General features: G+C 72.0%; 20 protein-coding genes, 1 tRNA gene and 2 pseudogenes. 12 read left to right on the forward strand and 11 right to left on the reverse strand.

Annotation, left to right across the window (positions count from 1 at the left end):
• Window positions 1-15: 15 nt before the first annotated feature.
• From NBH00_RS12820 to NBH00_RS25255, 5 genes are all read left to right on the forward strand, one after another.
• Window positions 16-1,422, forward strand: coding sequence for a tyrosine-type recombinase/integrase (locus NBH00_RS12820; protein ID WP_254568989.1), 1,407 nt, complete (start codon window positions 16-18; stop codon window positions 1,420-1,422).
• 84 nt (window positions 1,423-1,506) lie between these two features.
• The gene (locus NBH00_RS12825) at window positions 1,507-1,740 is read left to right on the forward strand and encodes a hypothetical protein (protein ID WP_254568990.1); all 234 of its coding nucleotides are present in this window, start codon (window positions 1,507-1,509) and stop codon (window positions 1,738-1,740) included.
• Window positions 1,740-2,039: a type II toxin-antitoxin system PemK/MazF family toxin gene (locus NBH00_RS12830; protein ID WP_254568991.1), complete on the forward strand. Its 300-nt coding sequence runs from the start codon at window positions 1,740-1,742 to the stop codon at window positions 2,037-2,039. Before NBH00_RS12825 ends, NBH00_RS12830 begins: the two co-directional genes overlap by 1 nt.
• Before the next feature lie 539 nt (window positions 2,040-2,578).
• Complete coding sequence (locus NBH00_RS25510) at window positions 2,579-2,665, forward strand: hypothetical protein (RefSeq protein ID WP_367401326.1); 87 nt, start codon at window positions 2,579-2,581, stop codon at window positions 2,663-2,665.
• Between the two features lie 32 nt (window positions 2,666-2,697).
• Window positions 2,698-2,826 (forward strand): hypothetical protein, encoded by a 129-nt coding sequence (locus NBH00_RS25255; RefSeq protein ID WP_302182630.1) that lies wholly within the window; start codon window positions 2,698-2,700, stop codon window positions 2,824-2,826.
• Between the two features lie 94 nt (window positions 2,827-2,920).
• On the opposite strand, the gene NBH00_RS12835 is transcribed toward NBH00_RS25255, so the two are convergent.
• Together NBH00_RS12835 and NBH00_RS12840 are read right to left on the reverse strand one after the other, a co-directional pair.
• A complete protein-coding gene (locus NBH00_RS12835; protein ID WP_254568992.1) occupies window positions 2,921-4,807 on the reverse strand; it encodes an MFS transporter in 1,887 nt (628 codons plus the stop codon).
• 132 nt (window positions 4,808-4,939) lie between these two features.
• Window positions 4,940-5,422: a hypothetical protein gene (locus tag NBH00_RS12840; RefSeq protein WP_254568993.1), complete on the reverse strand. Its 483-nt coding sequence runs from the start codon at window positions 5,420-5,422 to the stop codon at window positions 4,940-4,942.
• Between the two features lie 218 nt (window positions 5,423-5,640).
• Here NBH00_RS12840 and NBH00_RS12845 point away from each other — a divergent pair, with 218 nt between their 5' ends.
• The 3 genes from NBH00_RS12845 to pntB all read left to right on the forward strand — a co-directional run bounded on the left by NBH00_RS12845 (window position 5,641) and on the right by pntB (window position 10,449).
• Window positions 5,641-7,164, forward strand: a complete 1,524-nt coding sequence (locus NBH00_RS12845; RefSeq protein ID WP_254568994.1) for a calcium-binding protein — start codon at window positions 5,641-5,643, stop codon at window positions 7,162-7,164.
• A gap of 321 nt (window positions 7,165-7,485) precedes the next feature.
• Window positions 7,486-9,018: a Re/Si-specific NAD(P)(+) transhydrogenase subunit alpha gene (locus NBH00_RS12850; protein WP_254568995.1), complete on the forward strand. Its 1,533-nt coding sequence runs from the start codon at window positions 7,486-7,488 to the stop codon at window positions 9,016-9,018.
• Window positions 9,019-9,024: 6 nt separating this feature from the next.
• Window positions 9,025-10,449: a Re/Si-specific NAD(P)(+) transhydrogenase subunit beta gene (gene pntB, locus NBH00_RS12855; protein WP_254568996.1), complete on the forward strand. Its 1,425-nt coding sequence runs from the start codon at window positions 9,025-9,027 to the stop codon at window positions 10,447-10,449.
• A 29-nt stretch (window positions 10,450-10,478) separates the two neighbouring features.
• On the opposite strand, the gene NBH00_RS12860 is transcribed toward pntB, so the two are convergent.
• Complete coding sequence (locus NBH00_RS12860) at window positions 10,479-11,861, reverse strand: FAD-dependent oxidoreductase (protein WP_254568997.1); 1,383 nt, start codon at window positions 11,859-11,861, stop codon at window positions 10,479-10,481.
• 96 nt (window positions 11,862-11,957) lie between these two features.
• On the opposite strand from NBH00_RS12860, the gene NBH00_RS12865 reads away from it, so the two are divergent.
• Together NBH00_RS12865 and NBH00_RS12870 are read left to right on the forward strand one after the other, a co-directional pair.
• A complete protein-coding gene (locus NBH00_RS12865) occupies window positions 11,958-12,224 on the forward strand; it encodes a MoaD/ThiS family protein (RefSeq protein WP_254568998.1) in 267 nt (88 codons plus the stop codon).
• Window positions 12,221-13,285, forward strand: coding sequence for a WD40/YVTN/BNR-like repeat-containing protein (locus NBH00_RS12870; RefSeq protein WP_254568999.1), 1,065 nt, complete (start codon window positions 12,221-12,223; stop codon window positions 13,283-13,285). Before NBH00_RS12865 ends, NBH00_RS12870 begins: the two co-directional genes overlap by 4 nt.
• A 64-nt stretch (window positions 13,286-13,349) precedes the next feature.
• On the opposite strand, the gene NBH00_RS12875 is transcribed toward NBH00_RS12870, so the two are convergent.
• The 3 genes from NBH00_RS12875 to NBH00_RS12885 form a co-directional block, all read right to left on the reverse strand.
• Window positions 13,350-14,651, reverse strand: coding sequence for a DUF459 domain-containing protein (locus NBH00_RS12875; RefSeq protein ID WP_254569000.1), 1,302 nt, complete (start codon window positions 14,649-14,651; stop codon window positions 13,350-13,352).
• Window positions 14,648-15,958 carry an MFS transporter gene (locus NBH00_RS12880; RefSeq protein WP_254569001.1) on the reverse strand — a complete coding sequence of 437 codons (1,311 nt, stop codon included), beginning with the start codon at window positions 15,956-15,958 and terminating at the stop codon, window positions 14,648-14,650. Before NBH00_RS12880 ends, NBH00_RS12875 begins: the two co-directional genes overlap by 4 nt.
• A 70-nt stretch (window positions 15,959-16,028) precedes the next feature.
• Window positions 16,029-16,775: a Crp/Fnr family transcriptional regulator gene (locus NBH00_RS12885; RefSeq protein WP_254569002.1), complete on the reverse strand. Its 747-nt coding sequence runs from the start codon at window positions 16,773-16,775 to the stop codon at window positions 16,029-16,031.
• Between the two features lie 163 nt (window positions 16,776-16,938).
• Between NBH00_RS12885 and NBH00_RS12890 the strand changes: the two genes are divergently transcribed.
• A tRNA-His gene (locus NBH00_RS12890) sits at window positions 16,939-17,011 on the forward strand.
• A gap of 676 nt (window positions 17,012-17,687) precedes the next feature.
• Here NBH00_RS12890 and NBH00_RS12895 read toward each other — a convergent pair.
• Both NBH00_RS12895 and NBH00_RS12905 read right to left on the reverse strand, forming a co-directional pair.
• Entirely contained in the window at window positions 17,688-17,918 is a 231-nt protein-coding gene (locus NBH00_RS12895) for a hypothetical protein (RefSeq protein ID WP_254569003.1), read from the reverse strand.
• A 28-nt stretch (window positions 17,919-17,946) separates the two neighbouring features.
• Window positions 17,947-18,977: pseudogene (locus NBH00_RS12905) on the reverse strand (integrase core domain-containing protein).
• Between the two features lie 111 nt (window positions 18,978-19,088).
• On the opposite strand from NBH00_RS12905, the pseudogene NBH00_RS12910 reads away from it, so the two are divergent.
• A pseudogene (locus tag NBH00_RS12910) lies at window positions 19,089-19,254 on the forward strand (IS256 family transposase); the annotation flags it as partial.
• 106 nt (window positions 19,255-19,360) lie between these two features.
• Here the strand turns inward: NBH00_RS12910 and NBH00_RS12915 are convergent.
• From NBH00_RS12915 to NBH00_RS12925, 3 genes are read right to left on the reverse strand one after another with little or no spacing between them, the layout of a single operon-like run.
• Window positions 19,361-19,822, reverse strand: a complete 462-nt coding sequence (locus NBH00_RS12915) for a hypothetical protein (protein ID WP_254573765.1) — start codon at window positions 19,820-19,822, stop codon at window positions 19,361-19,363.
• Entirely contained in the window at window positions 19,819-20,490 is a 672-nt protein-coding gene (locus NBH00_RS12920; RefSeq protein WP_254569006.1) for a hypothetical protein, read from the reverse strand. Before NBH00_RS12920 ends, NBH00_RS12915 begins: the two co-directional genes overlap by 4 nt.
• Window positions 20,487-20,846 (reverse strand): hypothetical protein, encoded by a 360-nt coding sequence (locus NBH00_RS12925; protein WP_254569007.1) that lies wholly within the window; start codon window positions 20,844-20,846, stop codon window positions 20,487-20,489. Before NBH00_RS12925 ends, NBH00_RS12920 begins: the two co-directional genes overlap by 4 nt.
• Window positions 20,847-20,881 lie beyond the last annotated feature (35 nt).

Consider the following 20,881-nt stretch of genomic DNA (forward strand, 5'->3'; position numbering starts at 1 on the left):
CAGGTTCGAATCCTGGTGGGGGTGCTCGTTTTGTCCCTGCAAAACGACCTGTTTGGAGAGACGTTCGAAACTGAACGTCTCATCATGTTCCCGATCATGTTCTCCAGGTGTCGGCCCGTCGACAGCGGGAAGGTCAAGCGGCGGCGGGTCCTGGGGCCTGCGTGGGTGAAGCCGAGCGCGCGGCGCAGCTCGCGCGGGGCGACGGTGTGGCGTGCGGCCGTCGGCTCGTGTCCGGTCGGTCACCTGACGCCGAAGGCCGCCGCGGCGGTTCTCGAGGAGATCCTCGACGGCGAGCGGGCGAAGGCGGCCACGCCCTCATGGGCACGCAACAAGACGATGGGGGAGGCAACGGCGGCGTTCCTGGGCCATGCGGCGACGGTCGGCGGGCGCCGCGGGGCAATCGCGCCGAGCACGCTGCGCGGCTACGAGTCCGTGGTGAACGTCCTGGCCCAGGCGTTCCCGCCCGAGCTGCTCTTGCGGGAGATCACCCCACGGCAGCTCGAGGAGTACCAGGAGCGCTGCTTGACCGTGCCGCCGCCCGGTGGCCAGATCCCCGGGCGCGCCACCGTTTGTCACCGGATGATCATGCTGCGGATGATCCTCGCGCGGGCCGTCGCCCTCGGGTGGCTCGGGGAGAACCCGGCGATCATCCCGCAGCCCGAGGCCGGCAGCGACTTCAACGACCTCGAGCCGGGGCAGGTCGAGGCCGTCGCCCGGGCGATCGCGGCCGTGCGCGACCACCAGGTGCCGCACTACCGGGCCGCCTCCGGCGCGGAGACCCTGGACATCGACGCGCGGGGGCTCGAGGTCATGACCGAGCGCCGGGCGGTCATGGCCGACCTCCTTCGTATTGCCGCCTACACCGGGCTGCGGTTCGGCGAGCTGCGCGCGCTGCGCTGGCGCGACGTGGACTCCGCCGGCGCGACGCTGCACGTGCGCCGCAACGCGCCGGTGTCCGCGCCCGCCGGCTCGAAGCTGAACGCACCCAAGTCGCGTCATGCGCGGTCGGTCCCCGTGATCGATGTGGCCGCCGTGGCGCTCGACCGCGTGAGCCGGCACCTGGTGCGGCACGGCTTGCCGGCCGGGCCCGAGGCGCTCGTCTTTCCCACGCGCGAGGGCGGCCTCCTTGACGACAAGCGGGTGCGCGACGAGTTCTACCGCGGCCTCGCCGACGCCGGCCTGGGCTACGTGCGCGAGAAGGGCAACCCGATGACCTTCCACGACCTGCGCCCCACCTTCGGCACGATCGCTGTCCGGGTCTTCCCGCTCACCGACGTGCAGGCCTACATGGGTCATCAGTCGATCACCACGACCATGCGGTACGTCCATCACGTGCCGCGGACCGACGCGGCAGCGAAGCTGTCGGCCGCGTTTGCGGTCGATCTGGGCGGCGAGCCGGTGCCGGACGCCACGTTGATCTGAGGCCGCGGGACGGGCGCGCTCTCGGTGCTGCTGTCGGGCTCTGGACTCGATCGCGGGGTGGTACCGGATCGGTACCATGAGCCTATGAGTAAGCAGATCGCGGTGCGTCTGTCGGACGAGTTGGTGGCGTTTGTCGATCGTGTGGTCGAGTCGGGGGATGAGCGCAGCCGGGCTGCCGTCGTCACCCGCGCGCTTGAGCGTGAACGTCGCCGGCTCGCCGCCGCCCGCGACGCCGAGATCCTCGCGCGCGCCGGCGGCGACCCGGAGCTCGCGGGCCTGGCCGAGTACGCCGCGCGCGTGCCGCTGGACCTGGACTGATGCGCCCCATCCATATCGCGCGGCTCGACAAGACCCGCCCGGTCCTGGTGCTCACCCGCGAACTGGTGCGCGCTCACCTGAGGTCGGTCACCGTCGCACCGATCACCACCACGATCCGCGGCCTCTCCACCGAGGTCCCGGTCGGGCCGCCCAACGGCCTCTCCGGCCCGTCGGTGGTGAGCTGCGACAACATCACAACGATCCCCGTCGCGGCGCTTGGTCAGCAGACTGGTGTCCTGCTCGACCGCCAGGAACCAGCCCTCGCCGAGGCAATCGCGATGGCCTTCGACCTGGAGTAGCCGTCGAGGGGCGGCGGTGCCGAAACGCTCCCCTCCACGCGAAACGGGAAGCGGGAGAGACGGCGACACGGGCGGGGGCGCCGCAGTGCTGCTTTGCACCTGACTCAGCACGGCAATATCGGCTCGCTTTCTGCAGTGATGAGGAGCATCCGGAGACGACGGTGACTTCGACTGAGGAGTCGGCATGTCGGCTTCGGTAGGTGTGGACCTCGTTGGGTGCTCTGCGGCTCGCCCGCGACCGCGCCGGGTTATCTTGCCGGCCGAGCCCCGGCGAACAAGGGGATGCGCTATCGAGCGGCCCCGCCGGGGGTCGAGGAGATCATCGCGGTCATGCGGGCGCGCGGGACCAGTCCATGCGCGCTGCGGATGCGCGCACTGGCGCGGACCCCGGTGAACTGGCCTGCGGATCAGTGAGGCACCGACGCTGAGCGAGACGGATCTGGACGTGCGGCGCGGTTCGCTCGTCGTGCGGCACGGTAAGGGCGATAAGCGTCGTGAGAACGGGATGGATCTGTGACCGTTGACACACGTGCAAGCCGATGGCCAACGCATGCGCCGAGCGATTCGTCGGCACCCTCCGCCGAGAGTGCTTGGACCACCGGCTGATCCGCAACAAACGGCATTGACGCGGCGCTCTCGCCAGTATTAAACGCACCACATGGCCCACCGCGCTCACCAGGCCTGCCGGCAACTCCCTCCCGATCACGACGACGGCGAGGTCGTCGACCTGACCTCGCGCACCCAGCAACGCCAGATGCTCCGCGGCCTGATCAACGAGTACCGCTGACCTCCGATTCGTCTCCGTGGCGCTCGCCGACGCCGCCGGTGTCGTCGGCGCCGCGACGCTCGCGCGCGCCGCGGCGATCGCCGGGTCCTCGTGGTCAGGCGGTCCGTGGGCCGGTCCCGCTGAGGCGCGCCATCTCGGCCTCGATCATCGCCGCGTGCTCCTCCTCGGCGCGCTTCGCCTTCTTCGGGTCCCAGAAGCCCGCCATCAGGAAGACCAGCGGGATGAAGACGACCTGGCCGGCGGCGCCGATCAGGAAGTACGTCCGCCACTGGTCGGGTGAGTCGGCGGCAGCCTTCGCGACGCCGGGGCCGTCCGTCGCCAACGTGGTGAGCGCCTGCTCGAGCGCCGGGGGCGGGGCGCTGAGGGCGGCGAACTCGGCGGCGCCGAGCGCCTTGGGTGCGGTGGTCGCCAGGTATGTCAGGTCGGCCGGCGTCCCGGGTTTGACGAGGATGGCGAACGCCGCGTCACCGAGCGCCTGCCGGACCTGCGCCAGCTGGGCGGCGGTCGGCTTCACCCCGGCCGCCTGGGCGGCGGTGAGGGCCTGCGCGACCGTCGGGTTCTCCTGGAGCGCCTTGATGAGGACGCCGTCCCGCTGCTTGATCGCGGTGAGCCTCGTGGTGACGTCCGGATGCCCGGCCGCGGCGGTGGCGACCGCGCCGATCGTCGTCTTCCCGACCGGGGTCTGGTCGCCGAGGATGCCCTGGATGACGGGGCCCCGCTCGACGAGGGGCGTGACGGTCGTGACGATCTTCGGGACGAAGAACACGGAGACCGCGATCACGACGCGGATGATGAGTCCCCAGACGGCCAGGCCGGTGGCGGTCAGGGCCGGGTTGCGCCGTTCGACCGTCTCGGTGAAGCTCGCCATCCACGGGGCGAACGCGGTGCCGAGCGAGACCGCGATCAGCGTGAGCAGCACGACGAACGTGGTGTACGAGGTGCCCGCGTCCGACGCCTTGAAGGCGAAGACCGTGGTGAAGGCGATCGCCGCCACGGCGCCGGCGACCATGAAGGGCTTGCGGACGCGAAGGCGGTCGGAGAGGACGCCGACGAGCAGCAGCGAGGCCGCGTCGAACGCCCAGAACCAGTTGCCGAGCGCGTTCGCCTTGGATTGGCTGTAGCCGAAGACGGTCTGGAAGAACACGGGGAAGAAGCCGACGGCGACGTAGTAGATGATCAGGAACAGGCTGATGGCCAGCGCCGACCCGAGGATGTCGGCGTGGAGCATCTGGCGGAACGGGTGCTTGAGCGCCAGCTCGATGTCGAGGCCCTTGGCGCGCGCCTCGATGAGCGCGCGATCCTTCGAGGAGACCATCAGCTGGTCACGCAGCCGAGGGGCGAGTTCGCGCAGGCCGACGAGCGCGATGGCGAACACGACGATGCCGATGATGCCGGCGAGTTGGTAGTGGTCCTGCCAGGTCGTGGTGTCGGAGGAGTTCGAGACGACGCCGCTGACGACGAGGCTGCCGAGGACCGGTCCGAGCGTCCAGAAGCCCATCGCCGATGCGCGGCCGAGCTGGGGGGAGAAGTCGCGCACGAGCGCCGGCGTCGCGACGAGGATGATCCCCTCGACGAAGCCGATCGCGATGTAAACGGCGGCAAAGCCGGTCTTGGAGGTCACGTTCGGGAGCGCGAACAGACACAGCAGGCCGACCACGAGCAGTCCGAAGGTCACGATGTTCGCGCGCCCGTAGCGATCGGCCAGGCCCGCGACGACGGAGGCGACCGCCCCCAACAGATAACCGATGACGCTGACGTTCACGTAGTAGACGAACGACATGTGGAGGTCGCGGAGGATGTTCGTCGCGACGCCGCCGGCAAGATATAGCTGGTAATACAGGATGACGGTCGTGAGCACGACGATCGCGAGGCTCGTGTACCGCGTTCCGTTCTCCGGATAGCTCGTCAGCTCACGGTTCCAGAGGCGGTGGAAGGGCGAGCGTCGACGTCCGGGCAGGGCGGTAGGCGAGGCAGAGCTCATGGGACTCCTCGGGATCGGGACAGGACCAAACCCCTTCTACCCCCGCGCGGAAGACCGGGGGCGCGCGTTTGTCACGATCCGCACGAAGATTCGACCATTCGGCCAGGTCTGCCGGGTCCGTTTGTGACCGGGTCAGTCCGGCGGCGGCCGGTGCTGGTGTTGCCGGCGAGGCGCTGAGTGCGGCGTGTCAGGTCGTGATCGCCGGATGGCGAGGTCCGCGTCAGCTCGGGCCATGACATCGGCGGTGCTCTCCGCGGCCCGTAGTGGCGCGAGGCCGACCGTGATGAATGTCGTCTGGTGGGCGGCGGCGAGCGCGACCTCGATCGCGTCAAAGCGCTTTCGGACCGCTGAGTGAACGGGCTCACGCGCATCCCGATCGCGTCGGTGCGACCGGGCGACATCGTGTTCTTCGCGCTGAACCAGGCGATGCCCGCCGGACACCACGCATCCCACGAGGCCCTCGTCATCGGACGTCCCCGCGGCGGCCGAGTCCGAACGGTCGAAGGGAACTCCGCCGGTCAGCTCTCGCGTCAACGCCGCCGCAACACCCCACGGCTCCGCGCCGGCCGCCGGCTCCTGCTCGAGGTCGCCGCCGACCGAGCCGGCGATGTCCAACAGCGGCCCCGAGCGGGCGCGGGGTCAGAAGGGGCTCGCACCCGGCCCTAAGCACTCGTGCCGATCCGGCGGCGCCCTCGCAGAAGGACCGCAGCAGCGGCCCCGGCAACCGTCGACGCCGCGACGGTGTCCTACGCCGGTGGCGACCACGGTCAGCTGATCTACACGGCCGACGGTGGCGAGACGTTGAACACGGCGGTTGGCTACGAGGCTGCTGCGTGACGTCGGGGGGCGTCACCTACGACTGCGCGACCTTCTACGGCGACGCGTTCACGTCGTACCCGTCGGCCTGCGCGGTCGAGGCCGGCAACGACTTGTCGTGCATCCTGGATCCAGACCACAGCGGGCTGCGCGTCGAAGGTGGCGCCGGCAACGACGGCGTCGTCTTCTACCAGGCGGGCGCGACCGGGGGCTTCCCCGCCGGCGCGCCCTACAAGCTCGCTGCCGACGGCAACGATGGCAACGACACGCTGATCGGTGGCGACGCCGATGAGACGCTCGCCGGTGGCGGCGGGGCCGATCGCCTGACCGGGCGCGGCGGCAGCGACACATTCGACGGCGGCGACGGCAACGACACGCTGTCCGGCGACGGCGATTCCCAGTACTCGACCATCGACAACGGCGGCGACGACATCCTCCACGGCGGCGCCGGCGACGACCGACTCACCGGCGACGCCGTCGACCAGAACGCCCGCATCGGCCACGACGTTCTCGACGGAGGAGCCGGCACCGACACCGTCTACGGCGACTGGTATCGCTACGACGGCAACGCCAACGACGAGGATCCCGCGCCCACCGCCACCCTCGACGGTGTGGCGAACGACGGCCGTCCCGGCGAGAACGACGACGTGCAGGCGGTCGAGCGCATCGACACCGGCTACCAACCGTCCCATCCGGCACCCGGGGCGAGGTACACGGGCAGCGATGCGGCGGAGACCTTCAACCTGATCTTCACGAACGGCACCGTCTCGGCAGGCGGCGGGGATGATGTCGTCACGGGAAGCGATCTGGCCGACACGCTCGACGGGGGTGCCGGCGCCGACCAGATCTCCGGCGGGTTCGGCAACGACGTCATCACCGGCGGGCCCGGTCAGGACGACATCGGCGGGGACCGCACCGCTGCGTGCTTCTACGGCCCGATCTACGGCACCTGCACCGTGGGGTCGGGTAACGACACGATCTACGCACAGGACGGCGAGAAGGACACCATCGATGGCGGGCCCGGCACCGACACCGCGCACGTGGACGCCATCGACGTGGTGACCGGCTGCGAGACGCTCGACGTCACCGCCGCCGACGACGACGACGACGCCGACGCCGACGCCGACTGCCTCCGCGTCGGGTCCGACCACGGTTCCGACCGTGCAGCGCGCCCCCGCGAGGGCGGCGGCGCCGGTCCTCACGGTGCCCCGGCAGTCGCCGCGCCTGATCGTCCGGCGCCGGGCGGTCATCGTGCGCTGCCGGCTTCAGGCCGCAGGCCGCTGACCGTGCAGGCCCTGGTCGGTACGCGCGATGCGCGACGCCTCGGTCTCCATGTGCGCCGCGGCGCGCGCACCGTCACGCTCACCCGGCGGATCGTCACGCTCAAGCGTGCCGGGGCCGTGTCGCTGTCGCTGCGCCTCTCGCGGAAGGCGTCCGCGCGACTGCGGCGCCTGCGCGCGCTCAGGATCACGCTGGTCTCGACGGCGACCTACGCCTCCAGGCACCGATCGGCGAGGCGGTCGATCACGCTGCGCCGTTGACCGGCGGCGGGTGGGCGCCGGCGCACCCGATCGCGCGGCAGCGGCGCCGTCCGCGCGGGCGCCGCGGCGCCCGTCACGGCGCGCCCCCGGCGCCGGGAGCCCTCGACCGAGACGCACGCGCGGGCGGGCGCAGGACCCGCCCGAACGCGCGATCTCGGCGGAGCGGACGCCGGGCCGCCTGCGGCGGCATGTACTGTTCTGCGCCGCGCGGCGTATTTGACGCCGTAGACCGCGAGCGGGTGCGCGCGGTCTCTGGTCTTCCCGGCACCGGCTGCCGGGCGCCCACCCGGACGTTCTCGACGGACAAGGAGCTGTTGGCAAATGGTGATCGGTGTGCTGAAGGAGGCGCAAGCGGGAGAGACGCGGGTCGCCGCGACGCCGGCGACCGTCGAGCAGCTCCTCAAGCTCGGCTACGAGGTCGTCGTGGAACGCGAGGCCGGTGAGGCCTCGAGCTTCACGGACGACGCGTACGTCGACGCCGGCGCGAGCATCGGAGATGCGCTGTCGGCCGACGTCGTGTTCGGCGTGAACGCCCCGTCGAAGGCGCAGCTGGACGGCCTGAAGCAGGGGGCGACGCTCGTCTCGCTGCTCTCCCCGCGGCTCGACCAGGACATGGTCGACGACCTGGCCCGGCGGCCGATCACGGCGCTCTCGATGGACGCGGTGCCGCGCATCTCGCGCGCCCAGTCGCTCGACGTGCTCTCGTCGATGGCGAACATCGCGGGCTACCGCGCCGTCGTCGAGGCCGCCCACACCTACGGCCGCTTCTTCACCGGTCAGGTCACCGCCGCCGGCAAGGTCAACCCCGCGAAGGTCCTCGTCGCCGGCGTCGGCGTCGCCGGCCTCGCCGCGATCGGCGCCGCCGGCAGCATGGGGGCGATCGTCTACGCGACCGACCCGCGGCCCGAGGTGGCCGACCAGGTCAAGTCGCTCGGCGGCGAGTACCTCTCGGTCGAGTCCGCCGAGGCGGAGGTCAGCGCGACGGGCTACGCGAAGGAGATGTCCGACGACTACAACCAGCGTGCCGCGGACCTCTACGCGAAGCTCGCGCCGGACGTCGACATCATCATCACGACGGCCCTCATCCCGGGCCGCCCGGCGCCGACGCTCATCACCGCCGACATGGTCGCGTCGATGAAGGCCGGCAGCGTCATCGTCGACATGGCCGCCGCGAACGGCGGCAACGTCGAGGGCACCGTCAAGGGCCGGTCGGTCGTCACCGAGAACGGCGTGACGATCATCGGCTACACCGACCTCGCCGGCCGCCTGCCGGCGCAGGCGTCGCAGCTGTACGGCACGAACCTCGTGAACCTCATGAAGCTCATGACGCCCGAGAAGGACGGCGTCCTCGTGCTCGACTTCGACGACGTCGTGCAGCGGTCGATGACGATCGTCCGCCAGGGCGAGCTGACATGGCCGCCGCCGGAGGTGCAGGTCTCCGCCGCGCCGGCCGCGCGGGCGGGTGGGTCGGCATCCGCGCCCGAGCCGGTCGCGCCCCCCGAGCCGATGTCCGACGACAAGCGGCTCGTCATCGTCCTCGCCGCCGCCACGGTCTTCTTCATCCTCGCCGCGATCGCGCCCGCGACGCTCGTGCCGCACCTGACGGTCTTCGCGCTGGCGATCGTCATCGGCTACTACGTCATCGGGCACGTGCACCATGCGCTGCACACCCCGCTCATGTCGGTGACGAACGCGATCTCCGGCATCATCGTCGTCGGCGGCCTGATCCAGATCGGGCGTCACGACGACGGGATCACGGCGATCTCGACCCTCGCGATCCTGCTCGCGAGCATCAACGTCTTCGGCGGCTTCGCGGTGACCCGCCGCATGCTTGCCATGTTCTCCAGGAGCTAGAGCCCCATGTCCCTTACTCCTACGGTCGCGGCCCAGGCCGCGTACATCGTCGCCGCGCTGCTCTTCATCGCGGCCCTCGCCGGCCTGTCCAAGCACGAGACCGCCAAGGTCGGCCTGAAGTACGGCATGGCCGGCATGGGCATCGCGCTCGTCGCCACCATCTGGCTCGCGATCGACGGCGACATCCAGGGCTCGGGCCTCGTCCTCATGCTCATCGCCATCGGCGTCGGTGCCGCCATCGGCCTCTGGCGCGCACGGATCGTCGAGATGACCGGCATGCCGGAGCTCATCGCGCTCCTGCACAGCTTCGTCGGCCTCGCCGCCGTGCTCGTCGGGTGGAACGGCTTCCTCCAGGTCGAACATCGCAAGAACGGGGAGGAGTGGCAGCACCTCGACGTCCTCGGGACGCTCGGCGTGCACCATGCGGAGGTCGCGATCGGCATCTTCATCGGCGCCGTGACGTTCACCGGGTCGATCATCGCCAACCTCAAGCTGTCGGCGAAGATCAACTCCAAGCCGCTCATGCTGCCGGGCAAGAACGCGATCAACCTCGGGTCGCTCGTCGTCTTCGCGCTGCTGACGGTGTGGTTCTGCTCGAGCCCCGGCGTGGTCCCGCTCGCCCTTGCGACGGTCCTCGCGCTCGCCCTCGGCCTGCACCTCGTGGCCTCGATCGGCGGCGGCGACATGCCCGTCGTCGTCTCGATGCTCAACTCGTACTCCGGCTGGGCGGCCGCGGCGTCGGGCTTCCTGCTCGACAACGACGCGCTCATCATCACCGGTGCGCTCGTCGGCTCCTCGGGTGCGTACCTGAGCTACATCATGTGCGAGGCGATGAACCGCTCGTTCGTCTCCGTCATCGCCGGCGGCTTCGGCATCGAGGCGCCGTCGGGCGACGACACGGACTACGGCGAGCACCGGGAGATCAACGCCGAGGGCGCCGCCGACCTCCTGAAGTCGGCGAAGTCCGTGATCATCACGCCCGGCTACGGCATGGCCGTCGCCCAGGCGCAGCACGGCGTCGCCGACCTGACGCGCAAGCTCCGCGAGGCCGGCGTCGAGGTCCGCTTCGGCATCCACCCGGTCGCCGGCCGCCTGCCCGGCCACATGAACGTCCTGCTCGCGGAGGCGAAGGTCCCGTACGACATCGTCCTGGAGATGGACGAGATCAACGACGACTTCGCCGACACGTCGGTCGTCCTCGTCATCGGCGCGAACGACACCGTCAACCCGGCCGCCTCGGAGGACCCGGGCAGCCCGATCGCCGGCATGCCGGTCCTCCACGTCTGGGAGGCCGAGCACGTCATCGTCTTCAAGCGGTCGATGGCCTCGGGGTACGCGGGCGTCCAGAACCCGCTGTTCTTCCGCGACAACACGCAGATGCTCTTCGGCGACGCGAAGGACCGCGTCGAGGACATCCTCAAGGCGCTCTGAGCGGCCGGCCCGCCGCCGGCCGTCGTGGCTCAGGCCATGACGGCCCCGTGGATGCGGGCCAGCAGCTCGGGGCGGGGTGGCCCCGGCGGCGGCGGGGGCGCCTGGATCAGCCCGGCGAAGATCGCCTCGATGCGCGCGTGCAGCGCGGTGTCGTCGTCGAACCGGGCGGTGCGGTCGAGCAGGCCGATGCGGCGGATCGTGCTCCGGAGGACCGCGTCGTCGTGTGGTGCGGCGGCGAGCGCGGTGGCGAACGAGAACAGCTCGTAGCAGCCGTCCGCACGCCCGACGTCCAGGGGTTCGCCGGCCCAGCGGCGACTGCGCGCCGCGTCCGCCGCGCAGGCGAGCCCGTGGCGTTCGCGCGCCTCGGACGCCGCCGCCGCCATGAACCGGTCGCGCACGTCGTCGCGCCCGGCCGCGTCGCCGGCGGCCGTGGCGAGGGCCTGGGCGTGGACGAGCGCGAACGAGACGCCGTAGGCGAAGGCCGGGTCGGTGTGGCACAGGGCGTCGCCCACCGTCACCACCCGCCGGAGGCCGGGATCGGCGAAGCGCGCGGTGTTCATGAGCCCGCCCATCGGCATGACCTCGGTGATCGGGGTCCCGTGGCCCGGTGACGTCATCCGGTCCAGGGGCCGGATCGCCGCACATGCGCCCATCCACGCGCGCTCGTCGCGCAGGACGCGCAGCTCGCGGTCGGCCGCGGGCGCCAGCAGGATGACCGCGTAGGTGCGGTTGTCGCCGCGGAACGTGTTGAAGCCGAGGTAGCCGAGGTCACCCCGCGGGTTCAGCAGCGGCCAGGCGAGGTGCTCGGCGCCGTCGGCGAGGCGGAAGTACCGGCAGAAGTAGATCGCCCCGGAATCGGTCGGCTCGGACCCCGCGCGGGGCCAGCCGGCCGGGCAGCGGTAGCGGCCGAGCGCGTCCACGACGACGTCACCGCGAACCGGCTCCGCGCCCGCGACGGTGACGCCGCCCGCGCTGCGTCCGTCCTCGGCGCGCAGGATGCCGGTGACCTGCGTCCCGCCGCGCAGCTCGACGCCCGGCTCGGACGTCGCCGCGCGCCGGAGGGCCCACTCGATGACGGGACGACGCGCCCACAGGTAGACGAGGTCCTCGTCGCCGGGCTGCGGCGGGCCCCGCAGCCCGGCCGCGAGGTCCTGCGGCTCGGCGCCGGCGTCGAGCAGCAGCTCGAGGACGTCCGGGGCCAGCTCGCCGAGCACCTTGCGCCCCCGCGGCAACAGCGCGTGCGGCTGCCGGTAGTGCGGGATCCCGCGCCGGGTGACGCCGAACGCATCGCCCGCCGCGATGCCGGGCGGGACCGCGTCGCGCTCGAGCACGACCGCACGGTGTCCCGCACGCGCCACGGCGAGCGCGCACGCGAGCCCGGCGACGCCGCCCCCGGCCACCACGAACCGCATGGCCCGACGGTACTCCTCGCCTCGCGGTGTTCCAAGCCGCGCCGGCGCCAGCGGGCGGACCGATGAGTTTCGCGGGCGGCGGCGGTCTGGGGGACGATGCCCCTACTGCGCCTCCGCGGACCGCTGAAGCAGCTCGCCGGCGACCGCGCCGACCACGAGCTGGCCGGCGCGACCGTCGCGGAGGTGCTCGGCGCGCTCGAGCGCGAGCATCCGGCGGTGGCCGGCTGGATCGTCGACGAGCGCGGGCGGATCCGCCGCCACATCAACGTGTTCGTCAACGGTGAGTGGGCGGACGGAGAGACGGGGGTCGCCGCCGGCGACCGCGTCGAGGTCATACCAGCGATTTCGGGAGGATCGACATGACGGAGCTCGTCATCGGCACCAAGAAGGGCCTGTTCGTGCTGGAGGGCGAGGCGGGCGGCCCGTTCGCGGTCACCGCCCGCGCGTTCGCGGGGGAGCCGGTCGAGTACGCCTGCCGGGACCCGCGTAGCGGACGGCTGCTCGCGGGGATGACGTCCCCGTTCTACGGGCCGAAGCTCATGTACGCCGATGACGCGGCGGGCGAGTGGCGTGAGGCGGCCGGCGTCGCCCTGCCGGAGGGCGGCGAGGCAGCGCTCGAGCGGATCTGGGTCATCACCACGGGCGAGGCCGACGGGCTCGTGTACCTCGGCGGCGACCCGGGCGTGCTGTTCGTCAGCCGCGACGGCGGGGAGACGTGGACGCTCAACGAGGCGCTGTGGAACGAGCCCTCCCGCCCGACCTGGCAGCCCGGCGGCGGCGGGCTGTGCCTGCACTCGATCGTTCCGTGGCCGGGCGAGCCCGACCGGCTCGCCATCGCGGTCTCGGCCGCCGGCATGTGGCTCACCGACGACGGCGGCGAGTCGTGGCGGCGCGGCAACGGCGGCCTGCGCCCCCGGTACCTCCCCGAGGACGTGTCCCCCGACGAGGTCGCCCTCTGCGTGCACCACGTCGAGCGCTCGGCGCAGCGGCCCGAACGCCTGTTCATGCAGTTCCACGGCGGCGTCTACCGCTCGGACGACGGCGGAGCCGGCTGGACGGCGATCGGCGACGGGCTGCCGTCGGACTTCGGCTTCCCGCTCATGACCGATCCCGCGGACCCCGACAGCGCGTACGTCATCCCGCTCACCGCCGACACCGACCGCGTCACGCCCGACGGCCGCGTCAACGTGTTCGAGACCCGTGACGCGGGTGCCACGTGGACCGCGCGGGGCGACGGCCTGCCTCAGCAGCACGCGTACCTCACCGTGCTGCGCCAGGCCTTCACGCGTCACGGTGCGGGCGACGGGCTCGAGCTGTACTTCGGCGCGACGTCGGGGGACGTCTTCGGCACCGGCGACGCGGGGGTGACGTGGTTCGAGGTCGCCACCCGCCTGCCGCCGGTGTACTCGGTCGCGGCGACCTGACGTCGCCGCCCGGCCACCGCCACATCGCCCTCGGCTCTTCGACGGCTGAGCCGTCCGCGCGCGCTCAGGGCGCGGGAGACGGCTTGCCGCGGATCGCGGCGGCGGCCTCCTGGGCCTCGATCGCGGTCCCCGACGCGTTCAGGTGCACCCCGTCGGGCTCACGCACGTCGACGTCGCGGCCCCGGTCGTGCAGGTACTCCTGGTACCCGTGCGGTGAGAACAGCAGGTCCGCGCGGAGCACCGTGACCCGGGTGCGTCCCTTGGCCGCGGCGAGGATGGCCGCGTTGACGGCGTTCACGACGACCTGCCGCGCCGGTGCCCGCTGGGCGACGATCGTCTCGTAGAAGACCCGGGTCCCCCCGCGGCGGTAGATGTCCATGACGCGCGCCACCCGCCGCGTGTACTCGGTGACCCAGGCGGCGTCGCAGCAGGCGTGGCTCGTCCCGTCGGCGGTCTTCATGGAGAAGCCCTCGGCGGCACCGAGCGAGATGAGCACGACGTCGGGGTGGGAGGCGGCGACCTGCCGGTGGGCGAGCGCGGGCCACCCGTCGTTGAGGCTCATGGAGTACCCCGGGTGCACGTCGCTGACGACGTCCGCCGCGGCGCCGAGGTCGTCGGCGAGCGAGCTCTCGACGCCCTGCATCGTGGAGTCGCCGGTCGCGAGCACGACCGGCAGCGGCTTGACCGGGACGCTGCGCACGCCGACGGCGACGGTGTCGTGGACATGGAAGCCGGCGACGGCGAGGTCGAGCGTCCAGCGGCCGCGCTCGGCCGGCCGGAAGGTCCGCGTGAGCGTCGCCTTCGCCGCCGCGAACGGGATCGTGTGGCAGTCGCGCTGCCCGCTCGGCGCGGTGACGCACAGGCGGGTGCGGATGCCGCCGAGGCGCCAGCGGTCGACGAGGCGGACCCGGGTGGTGCGGCCGAGCGCGGCGGTCCGCGGCGCCTCGATCCGGAAGCGGTGCGCGCAGGACATCGTGCGGACACTCGCCAGTCCGCGCTGGGGCGCGCCGTCGACGATGGCGGTCGCGGCGAAGTGCCGCTCCAGGCGGCCGCAGCGCCAGGGCGCCGCCGAGCGCAGCTCGGTCACCCCGGCGTTCGGCGTGGTCTGCTCGCCGAGCTTCACCGCCCGCGCGCCGACGCACTCGTAGTACGTGACGGTCGCGCCCTGCGCGTTGAAGAAGAAGAGGTCGACGAGCCCGGTGCGGTTCGTGTTCGTCGTGAACGGCGCGGGATCAGCCGGGGCCGGGGCGCACGGCGGCTCCGCGGGCACCTGGGCGCGCGCGGCGTGGCCGGCGGTGAGCGGCACCAGCACGGCGAGCGCCATGACGGCGGCGGCCACGGGATGGACGAGGCGACGGACGTTCACGGGGCCAGTGTGCCGTGCGCGGGTGCTGCGGGCCCCGGGTCGCGGATGTCGCCGTCCGGCCACGCCTGCCGGGTGCCGGCGGTGGCGGGGGCGAGAACCCGGGCGCCCGACAGCGTCAGCACGATCGCGAGGGCGACACCGCCGAGCGAGACGGCGAACGCCGCCGCGGCCCCGCCCGCGTCCGCGGCCGGGCCGGCGAGCGCGGCACCGGCGCTGAACCCGGCGCTCGTCCCGGTGCCGAGCCAGGCGAAGGCCTCCGTCGACGTGCCGCCGACGGCGCCGAGGCCCGTCATCGCGTTGGCGACCGCGTACGCCGGGGCGATCCCCAGACCCGACAGCGGGAGCAGGACGGCGAACGCCCAGGTGCCCGCGACCGCGACGAGCAGCACGTCGCCCAGCGCGAGCGCGCCGAGGAGCCACAGGAGCCGGCGCTGCGCTGCCGCCGGCGCCGGGCGCCCGGCGAGGACCAGGCCCCCGACGAGGCTGCCGAGCCCCCACAGCGCGAGCAGGGGGCCGGTGAGGGACCGGTGGCCGAGGTGGCCGGCCGCCGCGGCGACCGCGACCTCGATGGCGCCGAAGGAGAGGCTGAACGTTGTGACGACGCCGAGCAGCAGGCGGACCGACGGGATGCGGAGCGCACCGGCGCGGGCGGGGGCGACCGCGCCGGGCGCCGGAGGATCCGCCCTCCAGGTGCGGGCGGCGGGCTGGCGCACGAACCAGAGGATGCCGGCGGTGAGCACGGCGGCGTCGACGAGCAGCGCTGCCTGCGTCGACTGGGTCGCGACGAGGCCGGCGATGACGGCGGGACCGGCGATGTAGCTCAGCTCGAGCGCGCTCGACTCCAGGGCGTAGGCAGCGTGCACGGTGGGTTCGTCGCGGATGACGACCGGCAGCAGCGTCCGGGTCACCGCGCCGACCGGCGGGTGAGTGAGACCCCCGCAGACGGCGAGCGCGACGATGAGCCAGCGCGGGTCGGACGCGCGGAGCAGCGCGAGGCCGGTCATCGCCGCGGCCGTCAGCGTGAGACAGCCGAGGAGGACGGGCACGATCCGATGGCGGTCGACGAGCCGGCCGACGAGCGGGCCGGTGACGGTCGCGCCGAACGTGTAGGCGCCCGCGGCCAGACCAGCGAGGGCGTAGGACCCGCCGAGGTGGCGGACGTGGAGGATGAGGAGCACCGAGATCGCGCCGGCCGGGATCGCCGACATGAGCGATGCGGCGATGAGGCGCGCGGCGCCCGGGGCGGCCAGCACGGCACGGACGCCCCGCGGCGTCTCCGCCGTCCCGTGCTCGTCGCTCACCGCCACGGCGCCATCATCGCGCACCGGCAGGTGACGGCGACGACGGCGGGCGATTTGGTGGAGGTCCCGCGGGACCTCAGGCGGGCGACGACGTGCTCTTCACGGCCGGCGCGCCGGTGGTCCCGGTGTTGCCCTCGGTCGGCGGGTCGCCGAGGAGGACGATCGAGCCGTCGCGGCGGGCGAGGCGCCCCTGACGCTCGAGCTGCTGGAGGCTGAGCGTCACCGACGGGCGCTGGGCCGCGATGAGATCGGCGAGCAGCTCGTGGGTCAGCCGGAGCGGTAGGAGGACGCCGTCCGGGGTGACGCGGCCGTAGCGGTCGGCCAGGTGCCACAGGGCGAGCCACAGCCGGGCGTCGATCCGGGCGTGCTGGGCGATCGCGAGGTGCACGAGCACGTTGCGCGCGCGGCCCGTCGCGCGGGCCATGAGGCGCACGCCGATCTCGGGATAGGGCGCCGACCGGCGCACGAAGCCCGTGTCGAGCACGGCCAGGCGCGCGCTCTCCACGACGCGCCAGGTGACGGCGAAGGGGAGGGTGGCGCCGTCGGCCGCCGCGTCCTCGGTGCGGATGAGGTCGCCGGGCCCGAGCAGTTCGACCCCGTGGCGGCGCCGGCGGCCGGCGCGGCGGGCGAGCACGCCGTCGAGGACGAGCAGGCCGTATCCGCCTCGGGCCGGCACGAGGGCGCTCTGCGCGTCCCACGAGCCGAGGGGCACGTCGATGACGGACGCCCGGCACTCCCGGCGAGCAGCGCCGAGGCGGGGTTCGGTGATGGTCCGCGACAGGTCCGGGTCCTCGTCGAGAATGGTGACGATCTCTGGATTCACGTCACTGGTCTTACCCACGTCCCTTCGGTCTAATGCCAAATTTGCGGACGTTTGTCGTACTTGCCCGTGTTCATGCGGGACCGGTAGACACCGTTGTTCGCGTACGGACGGAACGTGCGGGTCCGCACCGTCGCCCCCGCGTCGGTATCCTCCCGCGGGCGCGGTGGGCGTAGCTCAGTTGGTAGAGCTCCTGGTTGTGGTCCAGGCGGTCGCGGGTTCGAGTCCCGTCGCTCACCCCTCGTGAAGAAGACGCCGCTTGCGGGGAGAACCGCCGGTGCTGTCGGTGCCGATTCGGCCGGCCATTTGAGAGGGCGAGTAGCCACTAGTGGCTGCGGGGTCCGGTTTCGCGCGGTTTCGGCGCGATTGCCGACGATTCGGCGCTCTCTCGGCCGTGCGATCGCTCGTCGTTGGGCGGACACGATCTGGCCACTCGTGCTGAAGGGGTCAGCGGTACGAATCTGCTCGTCGGCTGTCCGAGAAATCCCGCGTTTGTGGGGTTCTTGCCGTTCGGTGGTTCGCTTGCGCGGGGCGGGGGGGACGGTGGCCAACTTTCCAACATCGCGCTCGGGGAGATCGGGCGCCCCGTCAGCGTATGGGGATCGTGACCCTCCGCCGGGGCCGTCGTGGCGCCATAGTCCGTGGTTGCGGCACCCGCCACGGGTGAACGCGCCGAGGTGCCTGGCGACGATGCAGCGGTCGGAGCAGTGGGTCGCGCACCACACTCCGAACCGGGCGCGGAGGGCCGCCGCCGTGGGCCGGGGCGGCGGGGCGGCGGGGCCGCGCGGGCCGGCTGGACCGGTCGGACCCGCGAGCCGGCGGCGCCGTTCTCCCCCGGGCTCTTCGGTCCGGTCGGACCCGGCGCGCTGTGCTGCGTCGGGCCCACCCACGCCTGTCGGTCCGGCCGGCCCGTTGTCACCCGCCGGCTTGACCGGGCCCGACACCGAGATCGTCCTGCTCGCCGACCCCTCGGGCGCCCAGGTAGTCGGTCGGCGCAACCTTCGCTGTGAAGGACGCATGCCCGGTGTAGGCGAACGCCGCCGTGGGCCCGTCGTCTCCTTGCCGGCGACGCCGTCGCCGTCGACGTCCCAGGTAGCCGATGATGAGCGCCTCGGGGTCGGTGAACGACGATGCGTCGAAGTGCACCGGCGGGCCCTGTCCCGTGCCAAAACGCTCAAGCGGCCCTGTGGTATTCGTTGATCAGGCCTCCCAGGACGCGGCGTCGCTGGATGCGTGCGGTCAAGTCGAGGACCTCGCCAAGGTCGTGATCCGGCGGGAGCTGTCCGCGGCTCTGGTGAGGTCGGTGGGCGTTGTAGTGAGCCTCGTACCGAGCGAGGACGTCGCGAAGGTGGCGCTCGTTGCGGATCAGCAGATGGTCCAGGCACTCCCGTCGGAGCGTGCCGACGAATCGCTCGGCATACGCGTTGGCCATCGGCGCTTGGACTGGCGTCTTCAGCGTGCGGACCCCGATCGACGCGAACACCGCATCGAACGCCGTGGTGAACTTGCGGTCCCGGTCGCGGATCAACACCGTGAACTGCCGGCGCGCTCGTCAAGGTCCATCAGCAGGTTCCGGGCCTGCTGCACTACCCACGGTCCTGTCGGGTTAGCGGTGCCGCCGAGGATGTGGACCCGGCGGGTTCCGACTTCCATGACGAAGAACACGTAGACCCGCCGCAGCAGAACGGTGTCCACGTGGAGGAAGTCGCATGCCAGCAAGCCAGGAGCCTGCGCTGTCAGGAACGCCCGCCAACTCCCGGTGGATCGGCGTGGCGCCGGGCCCAGACCCTCGGCAGCCATGATCCGGCGGATCGTTCCCTCCCCAACGCGGTGGCCAAGCCGGCCGAGTTCACCCTGGATCCGACGGTACCCCCACCGCGGGTTCTCGCGCGCAAGCCGGATCACGAGCGCGCGGACCTCGTCCTGCACCGGTGGCCGCCCGGTGGCGTTCGGGTAGCGCCAATGCCGCGCGACCAGCCTGCGGTGCCACGCAAGCAGGGTCGCCGGCGTCACCAGTCGAAACGCTCGCAGTTCCCGCGGCAACACCCTGCACAGTGCCGCGAGCAATGCCCGGTCAGACCACTGAAGCCGCGGAAGCGAGACCTGACGACGAAGCACCGCGACCTCATGACGCAACACCAAGATCTCGGCCTCCTTCGCACCGTCCGACCGGCCCAATAGCGCAAGCCACGCGAAGACCCTCATGATCACCAAGTAGAGCAAACGCACGGCCACGACGCCAACCCTGCCGCGACCGCCACCTTCGGCGAATCCTCAGCGTTCATCGCGCATCCGCGCGTTTTGGCACGGCACAAGCTCTGGAAGACCTTGTCCTTGACGAACCCGATCGAGTCGATGATCGGCATCGTCCGCCGCACCTCACGGAACGTCAAACGCTGGGAAGTCCGGCGACATATGCCTGCGCTGGACCGCCGCCGGCATGCTCGAAGCCGAACGCCAGTTCCGCAAGATCATGGGCTACATGCACCTCACCCAGCGCGACCTCGTGGCCAACCGGGCGACCAGCACCCCCCTCTCAGCGCCGTCAAGCCGCTCGACCACCCCGGCCGGCGAGCCGGCCGTACGCCTCACGCCACGTCGAAGTACACCTTGTCGCTTGTCGCGGTCCCCACATCGTTGCGGTAGCGCGCACGGGCGAAGTAGATCCCCTTGCCGGGGATGGGCAGCATTCCCTGGAAGCGGCCGTTGCGGCCGCCGCGGATGTCCCACGACCCGGAGTCCTGGAAGTGTCCGTCGACGCAGCGCTTGATCTTGATCTTGATCTTGAAATGGCTGGCGTGCTCGCGTGGCTGCAGGTTGCCCTCAAACACGATCGGCCGCCGGGCGGTGAAGCGGGCGTAGTGGTGGACGATGGAGCAGGCCAGCAGCTGGTGGTCGGCCCCGCTGTGACGCAGGATGAGGGTCACGCGCGGGAGCCCGGGGACGGGGGTGGCCGGGCGCCCCGAGGACCCCGAGCCGCATCCCGACGCCAGCAGCGTGACGCCCGTCAGCACGAGGGGTGCCGCGTGCCACGCGGCCCGCACGCTCATCCCGAGTTCGCCGTCCCGCCGAACCAGCAGCCCTTGGCGGACCCCGCGCCGAAGGCGCCCTGCTCGGCGCCGTAGGCGAGGGTCGTCACGCCGCCGGTCGGTGTGGAGAACGTGGCGGTGCCCTGGAGGTGACCGGTGGAGGCGATCGTCTGCGTCCCGCTGATCAGGAAGTCGTTCTTCTGCACCAACTCGGTCGTCGTCGCCGGGGGCGTGCCACCGATGATGTTCGCCGCGTGCAGGATCGCGTGGTCCACGCGCGTCTTCGCCGTGACGAGGATCGTCGGGCCGGTCGTGCAGCTCGCTGTGAGCACCAGGCCGCCGTGGTCGTAGATCACCTGGTTGGTGGTGCCCGGGTCGGCGCGGAAGTCCAGGACGGTGGCCGCCGCGGATCCGCCGGCCCCCGTCCCGCCGGCGGGACCGGCCGGGCCGGGGGGGCCGGACGGGCCACGGGGGCCGGGCCGCGCCGCGAGCTTCAGCGCTTTGCGCGACCGTGCGTCCGCGGTCTTGGCGAGTTTGAGCGCCTTGGTGACGGAGGTCTTCAGGCTGCTGAGCGAGGGCCCGCCGAGGGCGGGCGATGCCGCCACGCTCAGTAGGAGGACGGTGGCGACGAGCGCCCCGGCGGTGATCGTGGAGCGTCCGGCTCGGCGGGTGCTCGCTGGGGTTTTCACCGGTGGATGCCGAAGTAGCGCTTGTTGCTGGACTTGCCGCCGGCGACCGCCACGGCCGAGAAGTACGTGACGCGGGCATGACCCCTCGGCGTCGGTGCCTTGATGAGCGCTTTGAAGACACCGGTCCCGCTCCCGCCGGTGATGTGCAGCGTGGTGAGGCGCCGGAAGTGACGCCCGCTGCAGCGCTCGACCTTGATGTCGACCGGGAAGTGCTTGGGGGGCGCCGGTGTGACCGTCCCCTTGTATTTCAGCTTCGAGCCGCGGGGGAAGATGTAGACGTTCTTGTGCTTGCCGCAGAAACGGGCGTGGTGATGGCTGCCGGGCCCCTTGACCTTGAGCTTGACGGTCGGCGTCACCGCAGCGCTCGAGCTGCCTATGGAACCAGCTCCGA

Origin of the sequence: Paraconexibacter antarcticus, assembly GCF_024220175.1 — a bacterium.
GTDB lineage: Bacteria > Actinomycetota > Thermoleophilia > Solirubrobacterales > Solirubrobacteraceae > Paraconexibacter > Paraconexibacter antarcticus.